General features: G+C 62.3%; 9 protein-coding genes. 6 read left to right on the top strand and 3 right to left on the bottom strand.

Translation table 11 applies throughout. The annotated features are described in order from the left end of the window. Positions 1-12 precede the first annotated feature (12 nt). Positions 13-858, top strand: a complete 846-nt coding sequence (locus LB543_RS18265) for a WD40/YVTN/BNR-like repeat-containing protein (RefSeq protein WP_224615065.1) — start codon at positions 13-15, stop codon at positions 856-858. Between the two features lie 26 nt (positions 859-884). Here LB543_RS18265 and LB543_RS18260 read toward each other — a convergent pair whose 3' ends face one another. From LB543_RS18260 to tssI, 3 genes are read right to left on the bottom strand one after another with little or no spacing between them, the layout of a single operon-like run. After that, positions 885-1,226, bottom strand: a complete 342-nt coding sequence (locus LB543_RS18260; RefSeq protein WP_224615110.1) for a hypothetical protein — start codon at positions 1,224-1,226, stop codon at positions 885-887. Continuing rightward, positions 1,223-1,648 (bottom strand): DUF6484 domain-containing protein, encoded by a 426-nt coding sequence (locus tag LB543_RS18255; RefSeq protein WP_224615064.1) that lies wholly within the window; start codon positions 1,646-1,648, stop codon positions 1,223-1,225. The genes LB543_RS18260 and LB543_RS18255 overlap by 4 nt, the downstream gene beginning before the upstream one ends. Before the next feature lie 9 nt (positions 1,649-1,657). Further along, positions 1,658-3,985, bottom strand: coding sequence for a type VI secretion system tip protein VgrG (gene tssI, locus LB543_RS18250; protein ID WP_224615063.1), 2,328 nt, complete (start codon positions 3,983-3,985; stop codon positions 1,658-1,660). A 246-nt stretch (positions 3,986-4,231) separates the two neighbouring features. On the opposite strand from tssI, the gene tagH reads away from it, so the two are divergent. The 5 genes from tagH (at position 4,232) to LB543_RS18225 (ending at position 14,202) form a co-directional block, all read left to right on the top strand. Further along, complete coding sequence (gene tagH / locus LB543_RS18245; protein ID WP_224615062.1) at positions 4,232-5,296, top strand: type VI secretion system-associated FHA domain protein TagH; 1,065 nt, start codon at positions 4,232-4,234, stop codon at positions 5,294-5,296. Positions 5,297-5,606: 310 nt separating this feature from the next. Beyond that, positions 5,607-7,094: a type VI secretion system protein TssL, long form gene (gene tssL, locus LB543_RS18240; RefSeq protein ID WP_224615061.1), complete on the top strand. Its 1,488-nt coding sequence runs from the start codon at positions 5,607-5,609 to the stop codon at positions 7,092-7,094. Between the two features lie 20 nt (positions 7,095-7,114). Further along, complete coding sequence (tssM, locus tag LB543_RS18235; RefSeq protein ID WP_224615109.1) at positions 7,115-10,648, top strand: type VI secretion system membrane subunit TssM; 3,534 nt, start codon at positions 7,115-7,117, stop codon at positions 10,646-10,648. Positions 10,649-10,783: 135 nt separating this feature from the next. Beyond that, positions 10,784-11,563 carry a PP2C family protein-serine/threonine phosphatase gene (locus LB543_RS18230; RefSeq protein ID WP_224615060.1) on the top strand — a complete coding sequence of 260 codons (780 nt, stop codon included), beginning with the start codon at positions 10,784-10,786 and terminating at the stop codon, positions 11,561-11,563. Further along, the gene (locus tag LB543_RS18225; protein ID WP_224615059.1) at positions 11,560-14,202 is read left to right on the top strand and encodes a serine/threonine-protein kinase; all 2,643 of its coding nucleotides are present in this window, start codon (positions 11,560-11,562) and stop codon (positions 14,200-14,202) included. Before LB543_RS18230 ends, LB543_RS18225 begins: the two co-directional genes overlap by 4 nt. Positions 14,203-14,204: the final 2 nt, after the last annotated feature.

Genomic DNA, 14,204 nt, shown 5'->3' with positions numbered 1-14,204 from the left:
AGGACAGGATCTATGAGCGATTATTCAGTGAGTTGTGATGGCGTGGCGCTCGACGGCGACGGCGTAATCTACAGTATAGCTGTTTACAGCGACGGAGAAGGCTTCAATTCGTACGTCTACCAGGCTTCCGACGTAGCCGATCGCCTAGCGCCAAATATCCAAACCGAGTTGCTCGATGTCCAACTGTGGCTGACGTCGATCTGGCGTTCGAAAACCGGCTGGCTGTACGTCACTGATGCTGATGGCAACGTAAGAATATACGATGGCGCGGGATGGACTGTATCGCAGGCGTCCGCTCAAGCGCTAACGTGCATCTGGGGTCTGTCGGATACAGAGGTCTATGCCGCGGGCGACGAAGGGGTCGTCTACCGCTGGAATGGAACGGCGTGGTCCGCCTTCAGCCCGCCCTTGGGCGGGGTGATTTTCTCGATTCGCGGCGTGTCCGGACGCGATCTATACGCCTGCGGAACGAACGGCTTGCTTTGGCACTTTGACGGTTCCTGGACCCGGATTCAATTGCCGACCAACCAGCGGCTCCTTGGTCTTCTGGCACTCACTGCAAGCGACATCCTGGTCTGCGGAGCCGGAGGAGTGCTTTTCCGCGGATCCGACATTAACTGGAACGATGTGTCTCAACCGGGCCACGATTTCCATTCGCTGGCCGATTATCGAGGAGCAATATACTTGGCAGGAGGGAGTGAGGGAGTATTCCGCTTCGACGGCACTGCGATCACCAACGTCAAGAACACTATCACTTCTTATAGGCTGGTTTCCAACGCCAGCTACCTCGCCAGCGCCGGGGATGTGATAGCAGCCCGTTTTGACGGCCAGAGTTGGTTTGGGGCCCGCTACAGCTGAACGGCAACTCAAAGCCCAACTACAGGTCAGCGCCTCGCGCCAGCACGCAGGTAGGCCCGCACCCTTTTCAGATCTAACTCCACTATTCTGGGCGGTTGTTTCACCGAGAGCATCTGGATTACGAAAAGTTCTCCGGTTTCGGGAAATTCCGCATGGAGTTGTTCGGCAATCTCGCGCCCCGTGGCCCCCGCGACTCTCAGTCCATCGAGATGCGCCTCCAGCCGCTCGACAAGCCGTGCAAGGCGCTCCTCATCCATGTCCGGATTCTTGCCTGGGTTGAGCAGGTTGTAGTCGTACACGGTCCAGAGAAACGCTGCCATCTCGGCGTGCTGGCGGACGATATCACGAAGGACCGGCGCGGCCATCAGTTCAAGTTGACCGAGCCGCCGCGGATGCGATTGGCGGCACTTGCGTGGCTGGTCAAATATGTGCCCCGGATGGTGATGCGGCCGTCCTTCTCCATGATTATCGTCGCCTTGCCGCAACGAAGCTCTATCCGCTCGTCCCCGATGATCCGTACTTTCTCTCCATCGCGGACGATCTGCGGGTCCGAAGCCCGGCGCGCTGGCTCGACGATCCGCCCGACAATGAGAGGCCGGCTCGGGTCACCATCCTGAAACAACAAGGCTACCTCGGCACCAATCATGTCCGAGGTGAATACGGCGAGGCTGCGCGCCGGAATTGCCGTCTCTCTCTCATTTCCTGGAAAGACAACGAGCGGGGCGTCCTCGCCGAAGCCGAGAAATATGCCGATCACAACTCCCTCAATCCGCGCTTTCGTAGTCGTCATCGCATGCCCTCAGTTCTGCTTTATCTCCGAGCCCTTCATCGTAATGTCGCTCGAGGCTTTGACGTTGATCTTTCCAGACCCCTTGATGGTAATGTCCTTGCCTTCTATCGAAATCGTGCCGTCCTTCTTCATCGCGATCGCCGCCGAACCGCATTTGATGACGATGGAATCACCAGCTTCGATCATCAGATCCTTGCCGATCTTGATCGCGCCGTCTTCGCCCACTTCGACAAGGCTGCCCTTGGCGACTTTGAGTGCTCGCGAGCCACCAACTTGAATGACATCATCGTCGGCTATCTTAGAGGTACGGCCCTTGCCGATCTCCGAAGTATGCCCGCCCCCGACACTGAAACTCTGATCTGCGGCTACCTGTACGCTCTGGTTAGCTCCCACAGACCAGCTGTCGTCCGCACCAATTGTGTGGCTCTGCCCCGCCCCCACCGTAACCGAGCGGGATGTGCCGATGGTGTTCGTCTGCACCGCGCCGACGCTTCTTGTCTCTGAAGCTCCGACGGTGTCGACGCGCGCGGCGCCCACCGTGATGGTTTGGACGATCGCTACCGTCTGCGAATGGTTGGCGTCGATGTTTTCCGTCGAGTTCGACACAACGTGGATCGTCTCGTTGGCCATCACCGTCAGCGACCGGTTCTTGCCCACCGTCTCGGTGTCGTTCGAGCCGATGCTCGTGGTCTGGTCGACGCCAATCTTGACCGTCTTGTTGTTGCCGACGTCTTCGTCGAGGTTGTGGCCGACGGAGTGCTTGGCGTCGTGGTCGATGCGGTCGGACTGGTCGTGCTGCACCGTCTTGTTGCGGTCGTGCTTGATCAGCAGATGGTGGTCCTTCTGCGCCTGGAAATTGACCAGCTCGGAGCCGGCCTTGTCCTCGAACATCAGTTCGTTGAAACCGCCGCCGCCTTTCGAGGAGTTCGACTTCCAACCCGATTGCGTCGCGTTGGCCGGCAGTCCGTAGGGTGGCATCTCCGCGGCATTGTAGACGCGGCCGGTGATGATCGGCAGGTCCGGGTTGCCTTCGATGAAGTCGACGATGACCTCCTGGCCGATGCGCGGGATCTGGATGAAGCCCCAGCCGCTGCCGGCCCAGGTCTGAGACACGCGCACGAAGCAGGACGAGTTCTGGTCCTTCTTGCCGAGGCGGTCCCAATGGAATTGCACCTTCACACGCGCGTATTTGTCGGTGAAGATTTCCTCACCCGAAGGGCCGACCACCGTTGCCGTTTGAGGGCCGCGCATGATCGGTCGCGGCGTGATTCGCGGTGGCCGATAGGCCAATTTCGTGGGTGCTACGCCCAGCACTACCTTGAAGTTCTCGCTGTGTGCTTCGTTCTGGGTCCGGTAGCCCGGATCGAACAGCCGGTATTCGGCGCTGACCACCAGATAGTCCTGGTTCTGGTCGTCGCGAGGAAAACTTTCCAGCGTGAACTTGCAGCCTGAAAAAAGGCCGCGCACGGTGCCTACGGCCGTGCTGTGCTGGTGCACCGCCTGGAGTTCCTCGCGCCGGATACCCGCAATCTTATCGCCCCGCCCAACATCGAGATGCGCGCCGGGCTGGCGATAGTTTTCGCCCGAGGCTTCCTTGTGGCTGAAGGGCTGGGCCGATTTCGCCATCAGATCGGCGCCAGGCTTCTCGAAATCATAGTCGGTATGGGCATAGGCGCCTGGTCGCACCGCGCTGCCTGGGATCCATTCGGTAATGTATTCAACGTCGCGCCGCGAGCCGTGGCCTTCGAAATTATAGAGCACCTTTTCGTAGCCGGGCACCGGCTTCAGCTTGCTCATCGCATCGCACAGCACCAGCGTGTGCTTGCCCTCGTCATGCTCGAAGAAATAGAAGATGCCTTCGTGCTCAAGTAGCCGCTGCACGAAATCGAGATCGCTCTCATCGTACTGCACGCAATATTCGCGCGAGGGATAAGACCCCTGCAGCCGCTTCTCGAATTTGGCGATGCCGTATTTCGAGAATATCTTTTCAATGATCTCGACCGCTGTCATGTTCTGGAAAATACGGCAGTCGGTGGTGTTGCCGAGGAACCAGAGCCATGGCCTGACAGTTGCCTCGTAGAACGCCAGCCGGTCCTCGATGCGGGTTAGCTTGAAATCCGACGCTAGGCCGCTGAACCAGCGCTTTGGATTGGATTCACCTTCGACTGAAACGATGCCGCCCAGCATCTTCAGCGGATCGACGTCCCGGCTCGTGCTCACGAACCCGACGGTATAGGCAAAACAACGACTGATCTCGTCACGACCGACAAGATGGGTAAAGGTCAGCACATCGGCGCCAACCGGCGTCTGCACAACCGTGGCACGTTCGTTCGGCATGGGTCGTGCCCCTCCTGGACGCGGCCGCCAGTGTGATGGATTGAAGCCCCCGCATGCGTAACTGCATCACGTTCGGGAAGTTTTCGAATTCACCGCATCGGACCATTGCAAGCCTAGCATATGTTTTCTGGCGGCCAAACAAAAGCAATGGCTAACCGTGGCGTATATTCATGTTAAACGCACCTCTCCCACCGCGCTGGCAAGCTGCTAGAATGCCTTGGATTTCAGCGTTGACAGTGGCTTCGAATGTTCATTTCGCTCCAGATCAGCAATGTTGATGGGCTGCCGCCGGGGGTCGCGACGAGCTATGCCGCGCGCGACCGCAGTTTTGAAATCGGGCGCGAAAATTGCGATTGGACACTGTCGGACCCTGAAAAAATCATCTCGGGCCGGCATTGCGAAGTCCGCTATCAAACTGGCTCGTTCTGGCTTCATGACGTCTCGCGCAACGGCACTTTCGTCAACGGCTCCCGCCAGCGCATGAATGCGCCGCATCGGCTGGCCCAAGGCGACCGGCTGCTGATCGGCCGTTATGTCGTCGCCGTTTCGGTCGACGAAGAGCGCGTCGCCACCGGTCATCCCCAAGCCAGGACCGGTTCGACGCAACGCGAGTTGCCGCCCTCGACGGGAACGCCGCTGGAACTGGGCAGCGCACTATTCCTCAAGCCGGCGGAGGCAACGCCGGTGTCGACGTCCCCAGTGCTGCAGCCCAGCCCCGCTGTCCCGGCCAGGCAGCCAGGGGAAGCGGACGGGATACTGCGCGATATCGCCAGGGCGGCCGGCTTATCGCCGGAGTTGTTGCAGTCGCGCGACCCGAATGACGTCGCTGCCGAGATCGGTGCGGTGTTGAGAACCACGGTTGAGCAACTGTCCTTGCTGCTCAAGGCGCGCGCGGCGGCCAAGGTGCTCGCCAAAAGCGCGCACCGCACGATGATCGGCGCCGATGACAACAACCCACTGAAATTCGTGCCGGGCACCGACGACATACTCGAGATCATGTTTGCCAAGCGCCGGGCCGGCTATCTCGACGCCAGGCATAGCATCGAGGATGCGTTCCGCGACCTGAAGACCCACGAAATCGCGACCTACGCCGCCATGCAGGCCGCGCTCTCGAGGCTGCTCGACGACCTGTCGCCGGAGGCGATCGCCAAAAGAATCCCGCCTGCGTCCTTTTCATCCAGGAAAAGCCAAGCCTGGGATGCGCTCGTGGCAACGTGGCGGACGATGGAGGACAAGCACGAAAACGGTATGCTGGACGTCTTCCTCGCCTATTTCGCAGAAGCCTACGCGAAGGCTGGCAAGCAGAAATAGCCTGGCAAGCAGAAATAGCCGCGCTCGGCCAATGTCGTCAGCAACGCCCTTACGGGCTGTGTGAGGGACCGCTAGACGGAGCCGCTTCCTTGATCCTCCCGCTTTCCGATTTCAATCGGCTTCGGGTGCGACTAGGATAGCGCATGGGTGCTTGCTTGGCTGGCAAAGCGGCGTGGCTTGGGGCGTGTGCAGGAATGTCATGTTTCGGCAAGATCAGTCTTTCCATCCGGCACGCTGTTGATACCCTGCCTGGTACGCCCCTATCATCCCGCCTGGAATATCCCCATAGCACCTCGACGGTGGTGCGCCGATGAGTTCGAAGGACGATCCCTCCGAGCCGCCGGACAAAACCGTCATCCGTGCGCCACGGCCAAGGCAAAAGCCGCGCGTGGCTCCCGATAGTTCCGGTGCTCCATCACCCGCCAGGGAATCGACGGTGTTCGACCCCGGCCTCGGCCGACAAATGCCCCCCGGCTGGTCGTCCGGAACGGTGGTCTTTCAGGGGGCCAGCCACGGAGCTGAGCCCTCGGCGGCACCGGCGTTGCAGCAGGACGCGTTGCTCGACGCCATCGCTGGCGTGAAGTATGCCGCGACAAACCCTATCCTTGCCGCCGCAGCCCCCTTGCTCATGCTGTTCGGTCAGTTCCGGCTGATACCGGTCGAACGGCAAGCCGCAGCCTTGGCGGAGCATATCGCAGACGCCATCGAGACCTTCGATCATACCATTGCCAAAGCCGGTATTGGGGAAGAAGACGCACGGATCGCGAAATTTGCGCTTTGCGAAACCGCCGACGATCTCGTCGGCAACCTGCCCTGGCCGAACAAGGAAACCTGGCTTCAGCACAGTCTGGTGGTGCAGTTTTTCCACACACGACCGACAGGCACCGGCTTCTATGGAGCGCTGAACAACATCCTCGCTAAGCCTGAAGCGCATTACGACCTGCTCGAATTGATGCATGCCTGCCTGTCGCTGGGGTTCGAGGGCCAGTATCGGGGATTGTCCGGCGAACGGAACAAACTCGAGCGCGTTCGGCGCGACGTCTACGACACGCTGCGCTATTTCAGGCCGCGCGCCGCCGAGGACATTTCGCCTCGGTGGCAAGCCATGGCGGCGGCAATGGCCAGGCCAGGAGGGCGGCTGCCTCTGTGGACGATCGCAGCCGCCGCAGCGACCCTTGTGACGGCCGCCTTTTTCGGGCTGCGTGTATTGATCACCGACGAAGGCGACGCGACCGCCGGCGAGTTGCTGGCGCTCAATCCTTCCACCCCGGTCACCATTGAACGCGCCAGCGTGGCGACACCCGCCGAACCGGTGCAAGCCAACCCGCCGCCACGCGCTCCTCCAAACACCACGCAGATCGACCGCATCCGTACTGCACTCGCCAAGGAGATCGCCCGCGGCGGACTGAGCGTCGGCACGAAGGGCGACTTCATCGTTGTCGCGATCAGCAACCAGCTTTTGTTCGTATCCGGCCAGGCCGAGTTGACGGCACAGTTCCAGCCCATCGCGGCGGATATCGCCACGGCGCTCGATGCCGAACCGGGGCCCATCAAGATCGTCGGCCACACAGACAATGTGAAGCCGAAGAAGTCGAGCACGTTCAAGTCGAATTTCGATCTTTCCGTCGCGCGTGCAAAAGCGGTGCAGGCCATGATCGCCAAGCGATTGAAGGATCCATCGCGCCTGAGCGTCGACGGCAAGGGCGAAGACGAGCCCATCGCCGACAATGCGACGGCGGACGGCCGCGCCAAGAACCGCCGCGTCGACGTGATGATCCCGAAGGAGGGGTCGTTGTGAGCGAGCGCGGCGAGGAGCGGCTGATCCGCTGGGTGCTGCGAATCTTCAGCGTGCTTGCCTTGGTCGGCTTCTCGGCCGCCGTCTGGTATGCCGGACCGCTGATCCGCTTCGCCGATACCCGCCCGCTTGGATCCGTGTGGCTGAGGGCGGTCATCATCGGCGTGACCGTCGCGGTGCTGGCGCTGTTCTATGGCATTCGCTCCTGGCAAAGGCGCAAGGCGCAAAAGGCGCTCGAAATGGCCATTGTGCGCAGCGACGAGCGGAGCGACGATTCACAGATGCTCGAAGCGCGCATGAGCGAAGCCATAGCGACGCTGAAGCGGACGAGCCGCAAGCGCAACTTCCTTTATGACGTTCCCTGGTACATCATCATCGGCCCGCCAGGCGCCGGCAAGACGACGGCGCTGGTCAATTCCGGGCTGAAATTTCCACTTGCGGGCTCCGGCAATGCCCAGCCGGTGGCGGGCGTTGGTGGCACGCGGTCATGCGACTGGTGGTTTACCGATGAAGCGGTGCTGATCGACACGGCCGGCCGCTATACGACGCAGGAATCGGACCGCGAGCGCGACAAGGCAAGCTGGCTTGCTTTCCTCGGATTGCTCAAGAAAAGCCGCGCCAGGCAACCGATCAACGGCGTGATCCTCGCCATCAGCCTCGCCGATTTCATTGGCCTCGACGACCAGCATATCGAGGCACATGTCACCGAGATAAGAAGCCGCCTGCGCGAATTGCACGAGACGCTGAAGATCCAGTTTCCCGTCTATCTGCTTTTTACCAAGGCCGATCTCGTCTCCGGCTTCATGGAGTATTTCGGTGAATTCGACGAATCGCGCAGGCGCAAGGTGTGGGGCACGACGTTCCAGACCGTCGATCGCACAAGGAACATGGCCGGCGAGGCGCCGGCCGAATTCGACGGTCTGGCGAAGCGCTTGGCGGAAGAAGTTGTCGATCGCTTGGAGGAAGAGGCCGACCCGGTAGCGCGCATCGCCATCTTCGGCTTCCCGGCGCAGTTCGGTGCCCTCAGGAACCGGATAACGCATTTCATCGGCAGTTTGTTCGATGCCTCTCGATTGCGGGTGAATGTCAGCCTTCGGGGCCTCTATTTCTCCTCTGGTACCCAGGAAGGAACACCGTTCGACCAGGTGCTGGGCGCAATCGGCCGCAGCTTCGGCACCACCTCGCAGGCGCATCTTTCCGGCACAGGCAAGAGCTTCTTCCTGCACGATCTCCTGACCAAGGTGATCTTCCCGGAATCGGGCTGGGTATCCTTCGACCGAACGGCCGAACGGCGCACCAGGCTCGCGAGACTTGTCGGCCTCGCCGCGATTGCGCTGGCGGCCTTGGCGGCGCTCGGCGCCTTTGGCCTCAGCTTCTTCGCCAACAAGTCGCTGATCACCTCCACCAGGCAGGCCATGGCGCAGTATCGCGACAGCGCCGATTCGCTGCTCAAGAGCACGACGGTGACCGACGTCGACCTGGAAAACGTCATCGGCCCGCTCGACCAGCTGCGCAACCTGCCCGCCGGCTTCGAGAACGGCGACCAGGCAAAGCCGATCGAGGAGACGTTCGGGCTTAGCCAGCACGAGAGGCTGCTGTCTGCCTCCAGAACTGCCTATCGGCAAGCGCTCGAGCGGACATTCCGCTCGCGGCTCTTGGTGCAGGCCGAGCGCACCATCCAGGCCAAGATGGCCGATCCGATCGCGCTCTACGAGCCGCTGAAGATCTACCTGATGCTGGGCGGCAAGGCCCCGAAGGTCGATGACGAGTTGATCGTTTCCTGGATGAGGCAGGATTGGGAAGAGAACCGCTATCCCGGCGAAAGCAACCGCGAGGGCCGCGCGCAGCTCGAAAAGCATCTGCGCGCCATGCTCGCGCTCGACGACGCCTACGATCCCGTCTTCGAACTCAACCAGCCACTGATCGAAGCCGCGCAACGCTCGCTTGGGCGCATGAGCCTTGCCGACCGCGCTTCGGCGCTGATCAAGTCGGCGGTCTACGCCGCAAGGCTGGAAGACCTCTCCGTTGCAGCGAAAGCCGGCCCCGAGGCGCAGCTGCTGTTCGAACGCATGGATGGCAGCGATCTCGCCGATCTCAACGTTCCTGGACTTTACACGCGCGCCGGCTTCAACCGCTTCTTCCTGCCACAGCTGTCGCGCATCGCGCAAATGCTCGTCAACGACCAGTGGGTGCTCGGCGGAGGCGGCGAACAGGGCGGCATCGACCAGGACCTGCCCAAGCTCGGTCCCGAATTGATCGACCGCTACGGCGAGGAATTCTCCTCCGCATGGAACCGCGTGCTCGACCAGCTAAAGTTCAAGGCGTTGCTCAAGGACAAGCCGCAATATCTCGCGCTTTCCGCCCTCGCCGCGTCGGACTCGCCTCTCGATCAGTTGTTCACGGCGATCGCCGATGAGACTGCATTGACGAAGCAGAACACCACGGCCGAGGGCGAGAGCAGCGCAGCGCAAGAGGACCCACCCAGCATGGCCAAAGGCCTGGCACGCATCGGCCTGCAGATCGCCGGCGGCAAGTCGCAGAGCCGAGCCGGACTGGATTCGGCTGTCGCGCAGAATGCCGGCGCGGGCGTCGAGGCACAGTTTCGATCGTTCCAGGCCCTGGTGAGCGGCGTCAGTGGACGGCGGCCGCTCGATGCGTTGACGCGGAATTTCCGCGAAATCCTTCAAAGCCTCAAGCTTTCGGCCGATGTCCCTTCACAGACCGAACGCGTCAACGCCAACCTGCAGTTGCAGATCTCCACGCTGCGCGCCAATGCCTCCCGCCTTCCGAAGCCGCTGGCGCGCATGGTCAACGCGGCAGCGGACGAGTTTGAAAGCAATGTCGCCGAAGCCTCGGTGGCCAACCTCAACCAGAATCTCGACCAGACGGTCACGCGAGCCTGCGAGGAGACGGTCAACGGTCGCTATCCCTTCGCCAGTGACGGCACCGAAGAGATCTCGATAGCGGATTTCGCCAAACTCTTCGCGCCGGGCGGGCTGATGGACCGCTTCTTCGCGCAGAACCTTGCGCCGCTGATCGACATGACCGGCCAGGAATGGACCTGGAGGCAGGATGTCCGCTCCAGCCGCGACCTGGCGAAGTCGACCTTGAAATCATTTCAAGCGGCCGCCGAAATCCGCAGCGCCTTCTTCCCTTCCGGCGGCTCGGTGCCGTCGGTTTCGATTACCTTCACGCCTTTTTCGCTGAATAGCGACGCTAACAACGCGGTTCTCAACATCGACGGCCAGACCGTCCAAAGTAGCCAGGCGGGGAGCGCGCCAAGCACAGTGACCTGGCCAAACAGCACTGCCTCTGGTTCCGCCAGCCTCAGCCTGATGCCGGAAATGCCAGGCCGCGACTCCGCTCTCAAATTCGAAGGACCGTGGGCCTTGAGGCGTCTGTTGGACAAGGCGACCATCACCGGCAATGGCGCCAACACCGAAGCCCGTTTCGTGATCGGCGGACGAGACGTCGCTTACACGATACAGACCGGACCGGGGCCTAACCCCTTCCTGCTGCCGGCCCTGTCCGGCTTCAGCTGTCCGAAGGCGTTCTGACATGGCTGTGTTCCAGCGCACCGACGGCCGCAGCGTTCATTTCGGTACTCTAACGTATGCGCTTGTGGCAAAGTGGCCTGGGCACCCTGCCCATGCTTGGTCACAGAGGACGCTCGCGAAGCGCTTGGTGGCAAATTGAGCTCTGTCGCCCTTCCCATCGAATGCTTCGGCGTGAGCCATAAGGGCTGCGTGCGCGACCACAATGAGGACAACTACCTGATAGAGCCGCAGACCGGCCTGTGGGTGGTGGCCGATGGCATGGGCGGGCACGAGGCCGGCGAGGTCGCGTCGGCCAGCATCGTCGATCATCTGGCGACGATCGGCATTGCGAGCTCGGCACCAGACCTTCGTGCGCGCTTCGAAGACCGGCTGAGCCGCGCCAATTCCGAGATCCGTAACATCTCGCGATCCCGCGGCATCACCATTGGCTCGACCTTCGCGGCTTTGCTTGCCATGGACGGACGGTTCGCTGGCCTGTGGGCCGGCGACAGCCGCATCTATCTGGTCCGCAACGGCGCGATCTTTCAGGTCTCGAAGGATCACACCGAGGTCCAGGAGTTGCTGGACCGCGGCATGATCAGCGCGGAGGAAGCGCTTACCTGGCCGCGCCGCCATGTCATCACCCATGCCGTCGGCGTCAGCGATGAACTCGAGATCGATTTCCAGCAGGGCGAGCTGATGCCGGGGGATGTTTTCGTCCTGAGCACCGACGGACTGACGGCACATGTCAGCGACGCCGAGATCGAAGCCGCGGTGATATCCGCAACGCCCCAGGCGGCGTGCCGAAGCCTGCTGGAGACGGTGCTGGCGCGCGGCGGAACCGACAATGTGACCATCGTACTCGTGAAGATCGGCGGCGGGCGCAACGGTGCGCTCCATTCGGATCGGTCCGAAGCGGAGAGCCTGGCGAGATGAGCGACGACAAGACCCGGATATCGACGGATGCCACCTATGCTGGCGTCGGGACCCAGCTCAGCGGCATTTATGAACTCGACGAGAGGATCGCATCCGGCGGCATGGGAGAAGTCTACCGCGGCCACAACATCCAGACCGGCGACCATGTGGCGATCAAGATCGTACTGCCCGAATTCGCCCGCGACCAGACCATCCTGTCGCTGTTCCGCAAGGAAGCGTCGATCCTCAACCATCTGTCGCATGACGCGGTGGTGCGCTATCACGTCTTCACCATCGATCCGAGGATCGGCCGCCCTTATCTCGCGATGGAGTTCGTGGACGGCCAGTCCCTGTTCGACGTGATGCGTCGCGGACCGATGCCGGGGGAAGAAGTGCGGCGGCTTTGCCATCGCCTGACGTCGGGGCTCGCCGCAGTGCACCAGGCGGGCGCGGTTCACCGCGATCTCTCGCCGGACAACATCATCCTGCCTGGCGGGCGGGTGGAACGCGCCAAGATCATCGATTTCGGCATCGCTCGGTCGGCGGCCGCAGGCGGTGAAACGCTGATCGGCGGGAAGTTCGCTGGCAAATACAATTACGTCTCCCCGGAACAGCTCGGCCTCTATGGCGGCGAGGTTAGCGAGCAGTCCGATATCTATAGCCTCGGACTGGTGCTCGCCGCCGCATTGCGCGGAAAGCCGCTCGATATGAACGGCACGCAGTACGAGGTCATCGAGAAACGCCGGACCGTGCCGGACCTGTCCGACATCGATCCCGATTTCCACGAGCTTATCGGCGCGATGTTGCAGCCGGATCCGCGCGATCGGCCGGCCAGCATGGCCGAGATCGCCAGGGCAACGCGTAGCGAGGATGTCGACGTGACATTGCCGCCGGCATCGTATGGTTCGCGTGAACGCTCCGGTTTGCCGCGCGCCGGCTGGACGGCGCTGACCGAGTCCAGGCTCCAGCCTTCAGTGCCTCCGGGCGAACAGCGCTTCGTTGAACATGTGCGGCCGGCGCATCTGTCGCAACCAGGGTCCGCGCCGACGCCCGCGCCGGCCAGCGCCACCACGCCGGCTGGGCCGCGAAAATCGTCGCGGATGCCGGCCATCGCTGGCGGCCTTGTGACGCTGGCGGTCCTGTTGGGGGGCGGCGTTTACTTCAGTGGCATGCTGGCGCCATCGCCGGCCGAAAAGGAACTCAAGCCTCTGATACCGAAGCCGGTGGCCCAAACACCGCAAGCGGAAGCATCGAAACCTCAGCCACAATCACCGGTGCAGCCTCGGCCGGAGCCGTCAAAACCTGACAGCGCTGCCACCGTCGAAACGGTGAAGCCACCTGCCCTGCCGGATGTACAGGTGAAGACCCCAATACCGGCTGAGAACCAGGCGGAGGCGGCGGGCGAGCAGACGCCGGAGCCGGCCAAGCCCACCGAAATCCCCGTACCGACCCCCAAGCCCGAGGTGCCGCCGGCGACAGAATCACGGCAGCCCGCCGAGCAGGCGCCGGCCGCCCAGTCCGAATTGACGGCCAACAACAATCGAGCGCAAGTGCCCTCGGTCGAGATCAAGCCTGCCCAGACGCCGGCCGCGAACCCGCCAACGGCAGTGCCGGTGCCAAAGGCTGAGGAGAGTGCGAACTCGTCAAAACCAGCCAGCGCGCCGCCGAAGGCGTTCGAGCCAAGCCAGGTGGTGGCAGAGGGCAAGCCGGCACAGGAGGCAACCCCGCCGGCGACAAAACCAAGCGCAACCGACCTCGTCGACACGCTGTCCAAATTGGCCAAGCCGAACGCCTCCTCGCCTCCGATTGCGCAGAGCCCCGTGCCGGCGCAGCCGACCAGCCCGCCGGCTGAACAGCCGGCGCCGACCCCGACCGCCAGCCAGCCGCAACCAACCGCGCCATCAGAGCCAACGCAGGCGGCGCAGCCGTCCCAACAACCGCAGTTGCCGGTAACCACGCAGCCCGAAAATACCGAAGTCGCGATCAATGTGCCCAAGCCGGCGGTGCCGCCGGCGAAGGCGGTCGACGAGACGGCGCAACGCGCCTCATGGGTGCGCGACTTCAGCGGCGGCGACTGCTTCTACGCGTCGCTGACACCGGACAACGCCAGCACCCCCGCCATCGAGGGCTTCGCAAGGGCCGTGCAGCCGTTCGAGCGGATGCTCAATGATTTTCGGTCGAGGTTCCATGTCGAGCCGGACATCAGCGTCCGTCTCATCGAGCAACCCCAGTGTGAAGTGACAAACTTCCTGCGCTTCATCGACCGGAACCGTGCGGAAAGTCCGCAGCTCGTTCTCGACCGGACATCGGTGCCGGATGGCGCGCCGATCAGCGGCACGCTGGTAACGCATGGCGGGCTGGTTTCCAACGTCATGCTGATCGACCACAGGGGCATCGCCTTCAACCTCGACGATCGCATCGTGGCGCAAGCCGACAAGGCGACTTTCAACATCCCCATCGGTCTAGGCGCCGCCGACAAGGCGGCCGGCAAGGCCCTGCCGCAGATCATGCTGGTGATCACCGGACCGAAGGACATCCAGGCCGCGATGTTCTCGAGACCGACACCGGTCTCCGAGCTTTTGCCAAAGATCCTCGAGGAGATCGGCTCCGACGGCTCGCGGTTTTCCGCCACCGCCAAATATTTCCGGCTCGGCGGATAGAT

It is taken from the genome of Mesorhizobium sp. ESP7-2 (genome assembly GCF_020164715.1).
GTDB lineage: Bacteria > Pseudomonadota > Alphaproteobacteria > Rhizobiales > Rhizobiaceae > Mesorhizobium.
This window is presented reverse-complemented; position numbering and strand designations above follow the sequence as displayed.